Genomic DNA, 12,624 nt, shown 5'->3' on the forward strand with positions numbered 1-12,624 from the left:
GGAGCATGATGAACGTCTTACACGGCACCACAGGAACGGTCCGCGGGCGGGCCCGCGGGCCGGCGAGATGGGCGGTCGCACTGCTCGCGGGGCTGAGCATGCTGGCCGCGGGCGGCAGCGCGTCGGCGGCCACCCCCGCAGGGCCCGCCACGGCACAGCCCGCCGCCGCACAGCCCGCCACCGCACCGGAAGTCCGGGCCTCCGGGGACGCGATGGCGCAGGTCGCCGCGATGCAGCCCGGGTGGAACCTCGGCAACTCGCTCGACGCCACCGGCAGCGACGAGACCTCCTGGGGCAACCCGCGCATCACGGAGGAACTGCTCGACAACGTCCGGGCGCAGGGGTTCAAGAGCATCCGCATCCCGGTGACCTGGAGCGGCCACCAGGGCCCGGCCCCCGGGTACACCCTGGACGCGGACTATCTGAACCGCGTCGAGGAGGTGGCCGGCTGGGCGCTCGCCGACGGCTTCCACGTCATGATCAACATTCACCACGACTCCTGGCAGTGGATCGCGGACATGCCGGCCGACCGCGCCGGCGTGCTCGCCCGCTACAACGCCATCTGGACGCAGGTGTCCGGCACCTTCCGGGACTCCTCGTCCAAGCTGGTGTTCGAAAGCATCAACGAGCCCCAGTTCAGCGGCAGTTCGGGCGACGCCGAAAACGCGGAGCTGCTGGACGAGCTCAACACCTCCTTCCACCGCACCGTGCGCGGCTCCGGTGGCGCCAACGAGACCAGGCTGCTCGTCCTGCCGACCCTGCACACCTCGGCCGACCAGGCCCGGCTGGACGAGCTGACCACCACCTTCGACGCCCTGGACGACCCCAACCTCGCCGCGACCGTGCACTACTACGGGTACTGGCCGTTCAGCGTCAACGTCGCGGGCGGCACCCGCTTCGACGCCACCGCGCGGAAGGACCTGACCGACGCCTTCGACCGGGTGCACAACACCTTCGTGGCCCGCGGCATCCCCGTGATCCTCGGCGAGTACGGGCTGCTCGGTTTCGACCGGCACACCGGCACCATCCAGCAGGGCGAGAAGCTGAAGTTCTTCGAGTACCTCGGCCACCACGCCCGCACCCGGCAGATCACCACCATGCTGTGGGACAACGGCCAGCACTTCCAGCGCAGCGGTTTCCGGTGGAACGACCCGGAGCTGTTCGCGCAGATCAGGTCGAGCTGGACGACCCGGTCGGGCACGGCCTCGTCCGACCAGGTGTTCAGCGCCCGCTCCGGGCCCGTCACCGCCAAGACGCTCACGCTGAACCTCAACGGCACCGCGTTCACCGGGCTGCGCCACGGCGGCACCGAACTGGTGCGCGGCACGGACTACACCGTCCAGGGCGACCAGCTGACGCTCACCGCCCCGGCCCTCACCCGGTTGAGCGGCTCGCGGGAGTACGGCACCAACGCGGAGCTGTCCGCGCGGTTCTCGGCCGGGGTCCCATGGCGGATCAGCCTCGTCACGTACGACACGCCCGTCCTGCGGGACGCCACCGGGACGACGGACTCCTTCGCCGTTCCCACCGACTTCCGCGGTGACCAACTCGCCACCATGGAGGCCCGGTACGCCGACGGCAGCAACGCCGGACCGCACGACTGGACGTCCTACAAGGAGTTCGACCGCTCGTTCGCGCCGGACTACAGCGCCGGCGAGACCGTCCTGACGTCCGAGTTCTTCGCCGAGGTGCAGGAGGGAGCCCGGGTGACCCTCACCTTCCACTACTGGAGCGGAGCGGCGGTCACCTACCACGTCACCAGGACCGGAACCTCGGTCACCGGCACCACGGCCTGACCGGCGCCGCCCCGGCCCCCTTCGCCACCCCGGCCCCCTGCGCCGCCGCTCCCCCGGAGGCGGCGGCGCACGGGCCGGGGAGGTCATTCGCTCAGCTGCGCCACCGTGGAGCGGGACGTGGGGAACAGCGCGCCGGTCAGCAGGCGGTCCAGGCCCGGCACCCGCATCGCGCGGAACCCCCAGCGCCGCAGCAGCAGCCGGGAGGGCGAGGTGGGCAGGAACCACTCGCCGACCCGCTGCCGTGCCCGCGCCTGGACCTCGCCCGCCACGGGGCGCCAGCGCTCCTCGTACCCGGCAAGCGCCGCGGCGACGGATCCGGCGGGCGCGGCGGCCCCGGCGGGCGCGGCGGACGGCGCGGCCCCGGTCGCGCGCAGCCGCTCGGCCAGCACATAGGCCCCGGCGACCCCCAGCGAGGCCCCCTGTCCGGCGATCAGCGACACCGCGTGGGCCGCGTCCCCCAGCAGCACCACCCTGCCGCTCCGCCACCGGGGCGCGTCGATCTGGGCGACGTGGTCGTAGTACACCTCTCCGCCCGGAGGGCACCGGTCCAGGGCCCGGCGGACGAGCCGGCCCATGCCGCCGAACTCCCGCCGGAGCGCCTCGCGCGGGTCGGCGGGGAGGGCCGGGTCGCGGGTGCGGTGCACGGTGAAGACGGCGACGCGTCCGTCGGACAGTCCGTAGAACCCCATCTGCCGGTGCAGGGTGTCGGTGAGCGCGAACCGGTCGCGCATCCGCCGGAACACCTCCTCGTCCTCGAAGACGAAGGCGCCGGTGTGCATCCCCAGATAGCGGAAGTGGTCGCGCTCGGGCCCGAAGACCAGGGAGCGGATCCGGGAGTGGATGCCGTCGGCGCCCACGACGAGGTCCGCGGTGGTCCGGGTGCCGTCCGAGAGCGTCACGGACCCGCTGTCCTCCGCCACCTGGTCGACGGTGGTGCCGTACTGGAGCACCGCCCGGTCCGCGACGGCCTCCCGCAGCAGCAGCTCCAGGTCGGGACGCATGATGCTGACGAGCCCGCCGCCCGTCGCCTTCCGGAACCGGTCGTAGTCCACGCCGGCGACCCGGCGGCCCTCCCCGTCGACGTAGCAGAACTCCGTGGCCGGATGACCGAGTTGGCGGAGCCGGGGCTGGAGGCCCATCGCGGTCAGGGCCTCGAACCCCGGACCGAAGAAGTCGATCATGTAGCCCTGTGCGCGCGGGCCGGGGGCCTTGTCCACGAGGTGGACGTCCCAGCCCTGGTCGAGGAGGCGCGCGGCGAGCGCCAGTCCGGCGATGCCGGCTCCGCAGATGAGCGCCTTCACGGGCGTTCTCCCTTCGGTGGCTTCGGTGGCTTCGGTGGCTTCGGGGGGTCGGCCATGAGGCCGCGGACGAGGGGGGTGATCCGTGCGGCGGAGAGGCCGGGGTCCACGGCCTTGTGGAGGAGGTAGCCGTCGAGGACGGCCATCAGAGCGGTGGCCGCGGCCTCGGGGTCCCGGTGCCCGGCCAGTCCGGGGCCGGCGGTGAGGCCGGCGCGGAAGCCGCTGGTCAGCTCGCGCAGCCGCGTGCGCAGGACCTCGTCGCGGGTGGCCGCCAGATAGGTCTCGGTGAAGAGGAGGGACTCCGGATCACGTCCGGTGAACCGGTCCAGGGACACCAGCAGGGCCTCGGCGCCGTCGGCCGGGGTGGCCGCGGAGGCGAACACGGACACGGCCTCGTCGAGGGCGGGGCGCATCGCCTCCAGCGCGGCCTGCCGGAGCAGGGCCGCCAGGGACTCGAAGTGGTAGTGCACCAGCCCGGACCGGACTCCGGCCCGCTCGGCCAGCATCCGGGTGGTGACCGCGTTCCAGCCGACCTCACTGATCAGCACGGCGGCCGTGGTCAGCAGCTTTCGCCGCACCTCCCGGCCCCGTGCGGCGGCGGTCGGCCGTGCGGGGCTCACCTCGTGGTCGCCTTGGCCGCCCTGGTCGCCCTGGTCGTCTTGGCCGCCTTGGTCGTCTGCCTTGGTCATCTGTCCAATGTAGCGCGGCGGCCCGGACTCCGCGACCGGGGCGGGGGGCCGCCGGGCGGGCGGTGGGCCGGCCGGGCGGAACGGGCCGGCCGGTTTCCGTGAATCTGCACACCGAATGCGCAGCTGCGGCACGGAACGCACGGGCCGCGCACGAGGGATCCCGCCGGGCACGCCGTTTCTGCGGAATGTCCCGCTCCATTTCGCGGCGTCAATCCCGGTGGTGTTACCGGGGCCACAGGGAATGTGAAGAAGCGACCCCGAATGTGTGTGCGCATCTGCACGAATGGATAACCGTGGCGCCGAACCACTGTGACGGGGGTCTCAGTCGATTGGATACCCGGCGGACCCCCGTGCTTTGATCCTTGGCAGCCGCCGGAGTCGCACGAGTATTTCCCGAAATGGATGCCGTGCGTCCGTGGCCGAGGCCCGCCATCTGTGCCGAGCGGGGCCACCCCCCACTGTGGAAAACCCATACGAAGGGAAATATCGCCATGAACTCCGCTCACCGGATTGAGACGGCCGACCTCTCCGACGCCGAACTCGACACCGTCTCCGGCGGTCTGAGCCCGGACGTCAGCGTCGTCGCCGGCCCCGCGTCGATCAGCGGCTCGGACGTCCTCGCCCAGGTTGACGCGGTCAAGGACCAGGCCCTGGGCGCCGTCGGCCAGTACGGCCACGCCGGCGTCAGCGTCTCCCTCTGACCCATGCCCTGATCACCGGCGCACCCCGCCCGCCCGAGGGCGGCGGGGTGGAGCCGGGCGCAGGCCGTACGCCACGGCGAAGCTCCTGGCAGACGCGTTCTCGCACCGAGAACACCCGTGTCTGCCAGGAGCTTTGTGCTGCTGTCGCCGAGGGGCGGGTGTGCGCCCGCCCGTCCGGCGTGTGGGGGAGGCCCGGGGCCGGGCGGCCGGACGGGGTGGGGGGCGCCGCCCGGCCGTCACGTCATGCGGGGCCCTTCAGCCAGCGGACGAGCCGGTCCCGCAGGCCGCCCCGCGACCGGTGCGCCGGTGCTCCCGTGTGCCGGGGCGAACCCGGGTCCGGGAGGGCGGCCGCCTCCGGTGCCCGCTCGCGCGCGCGTCCGCTCTGCGCCGGCGCGCAGGTGCAGCGACGCGGCGCCGGCACGCCCGCGAGTACTTGCTCGACATGCCTGCCACAGCCCGTATAGGTCACCTTCCGGCAGGTCGGACAGATGGCGCGTTGGCACATAACTCCCCATGAGGTGTTCTCATTGAAAATGCGAATGGTTGCTTTTCCGCCGGGTCCGCGTATCGGCGTGTGAGCCGGCGGGGTGTTCGTCATGCCTGGTGTTGCTCTATGGCGTTCACCGTCCCACTGTCCGATCCAATACCCCCGGGCGTTTCTGAAGGATACCCCCAGGCGTTTACGTCGAGAATACCCCTAGGGGTTTGTTTTCCCTGCTCGGGCGGGAATCCGGACGCTGCCGTACCATCACCACTTGCTTGCGATACGGAAAGAATGATTGGGTCGCGCATGAACGTGGTGACGGAAAGTCACACACGCCGCTGTGCCCGAATTCCCGGATGGCTCGAAATCGCCGAACGGGCGCGGCAGGAATCCAGAACCGAGGACGGCAACCATCCCCCGAGGGGGCGGTACGCCCGATCCCGAAGGGAGCGACGTGGGCTGCACACACGCCGTGGGGTGCCCTCTCTTCCCGCTGCTGAAGGCGGGCATGCAGAGCTGGCGCGACCACTACTGCGACAGTGACCATCAGTGGCGCGCCTGCGCGCGCTACCAGACTTCGCTCACCGGTGAGCGCGTGCCGATCAGCCTGCTGCCCAACGGACGCCACGCGCACCACCTGCGGCGCGCGGCCGACACCGCTTCGTGCGGTGAGGCGATACCGGAGCAGCCGCCCCGGCAGGCCCGGCCCGCCCCTCCGCCTCCGCCCCGGCAGGCACAGCCGCCGCAGCCGTTACAGCGTGATCCGTGGGCACCGGAAACGGATCCCTGGTTCCGGCCGCCGGTACAGGAACAGCCGCGGCCCCACGACCCCTACGCGCCGTACGGCCGGGGACCCGCGGCACCGGAGACCACGGCCCGGTTCGAACCGGCACCCCTGTGGGAACCGGCCCGGCCCGGCCAGGCGCCCGTCAGACGAGCTCCCGCGACACCCGACCACCGCGCCCGGCAGGCACCCGGCACGAAGCGGGGCCGGTGGGCGCGGTTGATGGAATGGATGAGAGGTCCCGCATGAGTCCTTACTGGCCCTGGTGGGCGGGCGCCGTCGGGCTGGCCCTGGTCACCATCGTCCACACCCTCACCACCGACCGGTCCCTCGGGGTGTCGTCGGCGTGGGACCGCGTCCTGCACTGGCGCAGCGAACGCGAACTCGAGCGCCTGGACGAAGAGTTCACCGACGAACAGGCCTTCGCCGACGCGCTCGCCGCGGCCACCGCGGAGCACTTCGGGCCGGCCGCCGGGGCGCCGGCCGCGCCGCAGCACTTCCCGGGACAGCACTCCCCGGCGCAGTACTCCCAGGCGCAGTACTCCCACGCGCAGTACTCCCATGCGCAGTTCGCGGAGGAGCAGTACCCCCCGGCGCAGTACCCCCAGGAGCAGTACCCCCCGGTGCAGTACACCCGGGACGACGCCCCGGCCCCGGCCGCGGAGCCCGGGCCGGCGACGGCCGGCAGCACCCCGGTCGCGGCCCCGCGTCCGGCCCCGGTGGTCACCCAGGCCGCCCTGCTCGTCTCGATCCTCCTCGGCGGATGGATCGCCGCGTACACCTCCGGGCGGTTCGAACTCCGCTTCGACATGGGCGCCGGTTTCGAGAGCCTCGTCACGGCCGATCCGCTCATCATGACCGCCGTGCTGTTCGCGGGGGGCATCCTCGTCGGCTTCGGCACCCGGCTGGCGGGCGGGTGCAGCTCCGGCCACGGGCTCAGCGGCTGCGGCCGGCTGCGCCCGGTCAGCCTCGTCGCGACCGCCGTGTTCTTCGGCACCGCCGTCGCGGTGTCGTTCCTCCTGTGGAAGGTGATCTGATGCGTACCCGGGGCGGCGTGCTGCTGGCCAACATCATCGCCGGACTGGGTCTCGGCTACACCGTCACCAACATCGGCTTCGGCGACTACGCCGAGCTGAACCGCATGTTCACCTTCCAGGACCTGCGGATGTTCCTCGCCTTCGCGGGCGCCGTCGGCATCATCGTGTGCGTGTTCGCCCTGCTGCGGGTCCGCCGCACCCCCGGCCGCATCCACGCCGGAGTGATCCCGGGCGCGATGCTCTTCGGCACGGGCTGGGCGATCTCGGGCGGCTGCCCGGCCATCCCGATCATCCAGGTCTCCAGCGGCTATCTGCCCGCCCTGGTCACGCTCGCCGGCGTCGTCGTCGGCATGCGGCTGTGCCGCTGGGCCAACGGCCGCTACTTCCAGCTCGACAGCGGCTCCTGCGGCCTGTGAGGAGACCCCCCGCCGGCCGGGCCCTCCGGACCCGGCCGGCTCAAGGGCCGCACCCGGGAGGGGCGTTCCCGCCCCTCCGGTGATCTCCCCGCCGGCCGGCCTCGCCGTGATCTCCGGCGACGACCGGACCATGCGGTGACCGGGCACGAACCCCCGCGTGCAGGAACGGGGGTTCGTGCCGGGCGGGTCAGCGGGTGACGTCGAAGGCAGCGGCGCGGGGCACGAACGCCGTGCCCCCGTCCTCGGCCTCCGCCCGCGCCGAGACATACCAGGTGCCCTCGGCCATGCCGGCCGCGTCCCGCTCCGTGACCTTCAGCGTGTAGACGCAGCGAGCGGTCTCGCCGGAGGTGCTCCGGCACTCGGCGCTCTCCACGAAGCGAAGCTCCGCCTCGGTCGGGTCGAGCTTCGAACTCGCGGGCCAGACGAGGACCTTGAGGTCCCGGATACCCGAGTCGTCACTCACGTCGGCGGTGTAGGTGAACGAGCCCGTGCCGCCGCCGGACGGAGCCGTGTAGCGGGCCGAGCCGTTCTCCACGGCCGGCTCCGTGGGGGCCGAGGCCAGGGCGATACCGCCGGCGGCCACCGCGCCGAGGGCGACGGCGCCGATGAGCGAGGAGAGGACGATGCGCTGGGACATGGGAGATCCCCCGATTTCGGTGAAGGGCCGAAGAGCCGAAGAGTTGAAGATGCGGAGAGCTGCGGAGCTCTGGAGCCGGAGAGCCGGAGAGCCGCAGCGGACGCGGACGGAGTGGAAGAACCGCCGGCGGAGCCGCTGGGGAAACCGGTTCCGGCAGATGTTCGTGGAAGCGGTGGCCTGCCGCGTTCCCGATGTGATCGAGCCTAGGGCCGGGGTACGGCGCCGTCCTCGTGCCACAGGACGGTTGGCGCGTTGAACCGCGGGCGGAGACTCTGCACCCCAGGTAAGAGACCGGAATCCCCCTTCAGCCGGAGCCGGGCCGCTCACCTGCGGCCATAGCCTTGCTCCGACATGAAGCGAACCGACGACCGGCTGCTCCCGGTCCTGCTGATCTGCGCCCAGGCCGTGGTGTGGCCCGGGGCGGCGCTGGTGCGCGGGGCCGTCCCGCCCGCGTCCGCCCTTCTCGTGGCGGCCCTGGTCGCCGGCGTGGTGACGGCCGCGCTCGCGCTCCGCCGTGCCCGCCCGGTGACCACACTCGTCGTGGTCGCCGCGGCCTGTGCGCTGGGAGCGGGGCCGTTGCCCACCGGGGCGACGGCGGTCCTCGGCACCGCGGGCGTCGCGCTCGCCCTGTTCACCGTCGCGACCGAACGCGACGCCTTCACCGCCGTGTTGTGCGTGGTGGCACTCGCCGCCTGGCAGCTTCTGTACAACCTCAGCCTGCACGGGCTCAGCGACCACGACGGACTCGACCTCGTCCTGACCTCGGTGCTGTACGCCGCGGCGTGCGGCGCCGGCCTCCTCGTACGGCGGGCCCGCCGCGCGCGGAAGGCGGCCGAGCGACTGCTGCGCCGGGCCGAGTCCGAGCGTCACCGGCTCCCGGCGGTCGAGCGGCGCCGTATGGAGCGGGAGCTGCACGACGTCAGCGCCCACCATCTGACGGCCGTGGTCGTCACGGCGGGGGCGGCCCTCGGGCTGCGCGACCGCCGCCCCGAACTGGCCGCCGAAGCACTGGAGTTCGCGGCCGAGACCGGCCGCGAGGTCACCCGCGCGCTCGGCGCGGTACGGGCGCCGGCGCCCTCCCGCGAGGACACGCCGTCACCGGAGGAGAGGCTGCTGGACCTGGTCGCCGGGTTCCGGCGCCTGGACCAGCGGGTGGACTGCGAGATCGACCCCCTGCCGGACGGCACCGTCGCGGACGCGGCGTACGGCATCGTGCGCGAGGCGCTGACCAACGTGGCACGGCACGCCCCCGGCGCGGACACCAGGGTGCGCGTCCGGTACGGCGACACCCGCACGGACGTCCGGGTCACGAGCGCGCCACCGCCGCCCGGCGCGGTGGCGCACGGCGCGGGGCTCGGCGGCGGCCGCGGCCAGGCCTTCCTGAGGTCGCGGGCCCGCGAGGCGGGCGGCACCCTCACCAGCGGCCCGACGGCGGCGGGCGGCTGGGACGTGCACGCGGTCCTGCCCGGCCGGACCGCGGCCCTGGTGGAGCGGTCCGTACCGCGGAGCTACCGCCTGGCGCAGCTGACGGCCGCCGTCGGCCTGGTGGTGCAGCCGCTGCTCCCGCTGCTGGTCATCCGGGCGGAGGAGATGCCGAGCGGTGGGCGGGTGTCCGCGGGCGTCCTCTTCGCGCTGCTGGTCGCGGCGCAGGCGGTCGCGCTGCTGTGGCTGCGCCGCGCGCCCCGCGCGGCCCTGGGGATCCTGTTCGGTCTGGCCCTGCTCTGGCCGGTGGCGATGGCCACGGGCGGCTACACCGGTCCGGTGGTACTGCCCCCCGCGCTGAGCCTGCTGGCCACGTGCGCGGCGCTCGCGGCGGACGCCGCCGGTACGGCGGCCGGGCCGTCCCGCGCGGGGAACCGCCCGCGCCTGCCGCTGCGGGCCCGCACCGCCGCCGGCCCGCCGGCCGCCGGCCCGTCCGCTGCCGGCCCGTGCGCTGCCGGTGTCCGTCCGCGCCTGCCCCTCCCGGCTCTCCTGGCCCTCCTGACTCTCCCGGCCTTCCCGGCTTTCCCGCTCGCGGCCGTGGCCGTGGCAGCGCACGCGGCGGCCGCGACAGCGGCCGTCCTGGACCGGGGCACGACGGTCCCCGTCTGGGCGGTCGTCGCGGGGACGACGGCCGCGGCGTCCCTGGCGGTCGCCGCGGCCCGCCGGGCCGGTGTCCTGCGCGGGCGGCGCGACCGGGCCGCCCGGTCCACGCGGGAGGAACGCCTCGCCGCCTGGACCGAGGAGGCCGTACGCGACGCGTGGGCCGAACGCCGCAGGATCGCCGCCGGACTGGAGACCACCGTCCTCTCCCGCACCGGCGACATGGTCGCGGAGGCGGAAGCGGGCCGGCTCGACGTGACCGCCGAACGCGCCCGCGAGGCCCTGGCCGCGATGCGCGCCCTGCTGGACGCGGTACGGGAGGGCGAGACGGGGCCCGACCTGCGGCCGCAGCCCACCCTCCAGGCGCTCGACCTGCTCGCCCACCAGCTCCGCGCCACCGGCCGCGACGTCGAGATACGGCTGACCGGCCGGATACCGGAACGACTGCCCACCGCCGTCGACCTGGCCGCCTATCACGCCGCCGAGACGGTGCTCGCGGCCGTCGGCGAGGAGCCGGCGGTGCTCGAACTCGACGCGGACGACGATAGGTTGACGCTCACGGCCACCGGTGTGCCCCGCGCCGCCGACCCCGGCGTACGGGAGCGGCTGACCACGCGGGTCACGGCACTCGGCGGCACCCTGACCACCGGCCCGCGGGGCACCGTCCGCCTCCGGCTGCCCCTCGCGGCCGCGCCGGGCGACGAGAAGAGGGAACGATGAGCCTCAACGTGCTGGTCGTCGACGACCAGGGCATCGTCCGGGCGGGGTTCGCCGCCGTGATCGACGCCGAGGAGGACATGACGGTCGTCGGCGAGGCCGCCGACGGCGCCGACGCGGTACGGCTCGCCGGAGAACTGGCGCCCGACGTCGTCGTCATGGACGTCCGCATGCCCGAACTGGACGGCATCGCCGCCACCCGCATCATCACCGGCCGCCCGGACGCGCCCCGTGTCCTCGTCCTGACCACCTTCGACCTCGACGCGTACGTCTTCGACGCCCTGCGCGCCGGCGCCTCGGGCTTCCTCCTCAAGGACGTGCAACCCTCCGAACTGCTGGACGGGATCCGGGTGGTGGCGTCCGGCGAGAGCGTGCTCGCCCCGTCCGCGACCCGCCGCCTGATCAGCCACTACGCGTCCGGACCGCGCCCTGTGCTCCCGGTCGGGAGCTCCCCCGAACTGGACAGCCTGACCGGCAGCCAGCGGGGCGTCCTCACCCTGGTCGCGTCCGGCCTCACCAACGCGGAGATCGCCGAGCACCTCGGCATCACCGTGGGCACCGTCAAGTCCCATGTGAACGCGGTGCTCCGCAAGCTCGGGCTGCGCGACCGCGTCCAGGCGACGATCCTCGCCTACGACCTCGGCCTCGCCCGCCCGAACCCACCGGGCACCCACCTCTGAGCACCGCGCCGCACCGCACTGCGACACACCGCACGAGCACCGCACGAGCACAGCACCGCAACCAAGGAGCCCACCCCGTGACCGGTACCGCTTCCGGCAGATCCGTCCTCCACCGCCTGCGCGGCGCATTCGGCGCCGTCGGCCTCGCCTACCTCGCGCTCTGCGTGGCCCTGCTCGTGTGGGCGATCGTGGTGTCCGCGACCGACGACTCGGGTGAGTCCATGGCGGGCGTCATCCCGATCCTCGCCGCCGCCCCGGGCAGCCTCGTGCTGCTGGTCCTGCCGGAGAGCGCCGTGATGCTCGTCGCGGCCATCCTCTTCGGGGCCCTGGTCAACGCCGCGATCATCGGCTGGTGCACCCGTGCCCTGAGCCGCGGCAACCGCCCGGACCCGGCGTCCTGAGCCCGGACGCCCGGGAGAGGAGCACCATCGATCCGATGTCCGCCATCGGCCAGGGAAGGGGGCACGTCGTGCGCGGTGGAGAAGGGACGCCCGGGCGGGTGCGGTGCGCACTGGCGCTCGCCGCGACCGTTCTGGTGACCGGGTGCGGCGACGGCCTGGGCGATCCGCCTCCGCGCCCGACCGCCGGGCCGGTGATCAGCAGTTGTGTGACCCCTTCCGGGGACCTCGTGGCCGACCTGAACGCCGACGGCACGGCCGACCGTGTCTCTCCTCCTTCGCTCACAGGCGCCGGCCTGACCGTCACCTTCGGAGCCGAGAACGGGCGGGACACGGAGGTGGGACCCCGGGACCTCGTCGGAAAGCAGGGTGAGGACGCGGTGGACGTGCTGGCCGCCGTGGCCGACTTCGACCAGGACGGCTGGAACGACCTCTTCATCGCCGCCACCGGTGCGAACGGCGGTGACGACCCGTTGGAACCGGAGGTCTCCGAACTGCGGCTCGGACCGTTCTCGCCGCGCGGACGCGGACAGAGCGCTCACCCGGTGGAGCTGTCCGAGCCGCGTGCCGTCACCGTCGCCGACTACAACCACGACCGCTACCCGGACCTCGCCTCCTACGGCCACGAGGGCGACGGCGTCTACGCGACCACGGCCCGCCTGGGCGGCGGGAAGGGCGTCGACCGGGGGTTCGACGAGGGGAACAAGCCGTACGAGAAGGAGGCCGAGCGCACCGGCCGGATGACCCCCGAGTCCATGCCCGAGGCCGACCCGACGGCGTTCCACCCGCCCTGCGCCGGCGACGACGGCCCCGGCTGACGAGCCGCCCCGGAACCGCCGGCGCCCCGGGACCGGCGGCAGCACGGCGGCGAACCTGCCGCAGTTCCCTGCCGACTTCTCGCACAC

At 73.6% G+C, this 12,624-nt stretch carries 11 protein-coding genes; 8 read left to right on the forward strand and 3 right to left on the reverse strand.

Annotation, left to right across the window (positions count from 1 at the left end):
• Positions 1–8: 8 nt before the first annotated feature.
• Complete coding sequence (locus LIX60_RS16055; RefSeq protein WP_227959017.1) at positions 9–1,796, forward strand: cellulase family glycosylhydrolase; 1,788 nt, start codon at positions 9–11, stop codon at positions 1,794–1,796.
• Between the two features lie 83 nt (positions 1,797–1,879).
• On the opposite strand, the gene LIX60_RS16060 is transcribed toward LIX60_RS16055, so the two are convergent.
• Complete coding sequence (locus LIX60_RS16060) at positions 1,880–3,097, reverse strand: FAD-dependent monooxygenase (protein WP_227959018.1); 1,218 nt, start codon at positions 3,095–3,097, stop codon at positions 1,880–1,882.
• Complete coding sequence (locus LIX60_RS16065; RefSeq protein WP_227959019.1) at positions 3,094–3,783, reverse strand: TetR/AcrR family transcriptional regulator; 690 nt, start codon at positions 3,781–3,783, stop codon at positions 3,094–3,096. Before LIX60_RS16065 ends, LIX60_RS16060 begins: the two co-directional genes overlap by 4 nt.
• A 491-nt stretch (positions 3,784–4,274) precedes the next feature.
• Here LIX60_RS16065 and LIX60_RS16070 point away from each other — a divergent pair, with 491 nt between their 5' ends.
• The 3 genes from LIX60_RS16070 to LIX60_RS16080 all read left to right on the forward strand — a co-directional run bounded on the left by LIX60_RS16070 (position 4,275) and on the right by LIX60_RS16080 (position 7,205).
• Positions 4,275–4,484, forward strand: a complete 210-nt coding sequence (locus LIX60_RS16070; RefSeq protein ID WP_227959020.1) for a hypothetical protein — start codon at positions 4,275–4,277, stop codon at positions 4,482–4,484.
• 1,513 nt (positions 4,485–5,997) lie between these two features.
• Positions 5,998–6,789, forward strand: a complete 792-nt coding sequence (locus tag LIX60_RS16075; protein ID WP_227959021.1) for a YeeE/YedE family protein — start codon at positions 5,998–6,000, stop codon at positions 6,787–6,789.
• Positions 6,789–7,205: a YeeE/YedE thiosulfate transporter family protein gene (locus LIX60_RS16080; protein WP_043463676.1), complete on the forward strand. Its 417-nt coding sequence runs from the start codon at positions 6,789–6,791 to the stop codon at positions 7,203–7,205. The genes LIX60_RS16075 and LIX60_RS16080 overlap by 1 nt, the downstream gene beginning before the upstream one ends.
• 187 nt (positions 7,206–7,392) lie before the next feature.
• Here the strand turns inward: LIX60_RS16080 and LIX60_RS16085 are convergent, their stop codons facing one another.
• Complete coding sequence (locus tag LIX60_RS16085) at positions 7,393–7,842, reverse strand: DUF5707 domain-containing protein (RefSeq protein WP_227959022.1); 450 nt, start codon at positions 7,840–7,842, stop codon at positions 7,393–7,395.
• 351 nt (positions 7,843–8,193) lie between these two features.
• Here LIX60_RS16085 and LIX60_RS16090 point away from each other — a divergent pair, with 351 nt between their 5' ends.
• The 4 genes from LIX60_RS16090 (at position 8,194) to LIX60_RS16105 (ending at position 12,537) form a co-directional block, all read left to right on the forward strand.
• Positions 8,194–10,644 (forward strand): histidine kinase, encoded by a 2,451-nt coding sequence (locus LIX60_RS16090; RefSeq protein WP_227959023.1) that lies wholly within the window; start codon positions 8,194–8,196, stop codon positions 10,642–10,644.
• On the forward strand, positions 10,641–11,321 hold the full coding sequence (locus tag LIX60_RS16095) for a response regulator transcription factor (protein ID WP_227959024.1): 681 nt from the start codon (positions 10,641–10,643) through the stop codon (positions 11,319–11,321). Before LIX60_RS16090 ends, LIX60_RS16095 begins: the two co-directional genes overlap by 4 nt.
• A gap of 77 nt (positions 11,322–11,398) precedes the next feature.
• The gene (locus LIX60_RS16100; RefSeq protein ID WP_227959025.1) at positions 11,399–11,722 is read left to right on the forward strand and encodes an SCO4225 family membrane protein; all 324 of its coding nucleotides are present in this window, start codon (positions 11,399–11,401) and stop codon (positions 11,720–11,722) included.
• Between the two features lie 35 nt (positions 11,723–11,757).
• On the forward strand, positions 11,758–12,537 hold the full coding sequence (locus LIX60_RS16105; RefSeq protein ID WP_227959026.1) for a VCBS repeat-containing protein: 780 nt from the start codon (positions 11,758–11,760) through the stop codon (positions 12,535–12,537).
• Positions 12,538–12,624 lie beyond the last annotated feature (87 nt).

Source organism: Streptomyces sp. S07_1.15, from assembly GCF_020739505.1.
In the GTDB taxonomy this organism is placed as follows: domain Bacteria; phylum Actinomycetota; class Actinomycetes; order Streptomycetales; family Streptomycetaceae; genus Streptomyces; species Streptomyces xinghaiensis.

Excerpts from the sequence above, each read along its gene's own strand:
- LIX60_RS16055 (WP_227959017.1), top strand. The coding sequence starts at position 9 with ATGAACGTCTTACACGGCACCACAGGAACGGTCCGCGGGCGGGCCCGC.
- LIX60_RS16065 (WP_227959019.1), bottom strand. The coding sequence starts at position 3,783 with ATGACCAAGGCAGACGACCAAGGCGGCCAAGACGACCAGGGCGACCAG.
- LIX60_RS16070 (WP_227959020.1), top strand. The coding sequence starts at position 4,275 with ATGAACTCCGCTCACCGGATTGAGACGGCCGACCTCTCCGACGCCGAA.
- LIX60_RS16075 (WP_227959021.1), top strand. The coding sequence starts at position 5,998 with ATGAGTCCTTACTGGCCCTGGTGGGCGGGCGCCGTCGGGCTGGCCCTG.
- LIX60_RS16080 (WP_043463676.1), top strand. The coding sequence starts at position 6,789 with ATGCGTACCCGGGGCGGCGTGCTGCTGGCCAACATCATCGCCGGACTG.
- LIX60_RS16085 (WP_227959022.1), bottom strand. The coding sequence starts at position 7,842 with ATGTCCCAGCGCATCGTCCTCTCCTCGCTCATCGGCGCCGTCGCCCTC.
- LIX60_RS16090 (WP_227959023.1), top strand. The coding sequence starts at position 8,194 with ATGAAGCGAACCGACGACCGGCTGCTCCCGGTCCTGCTGATCTGCGCC.
- LIX60_RS16095 (WP_227959024.1), top strand. The coding sequence starts at position 10,641 with ATGAGCCTCAACGTGCTGGTCGTCGACGACCAGGGCATCGTCCGGGCG.
- LIX60_RS16105 (WP_227959026.1), top strand. The coding sequence starts at position 11,758 with ATGTCCGCCATCGGCCAGGGAAGGGGGCACGTCGTGCGCGGTGGAGAA.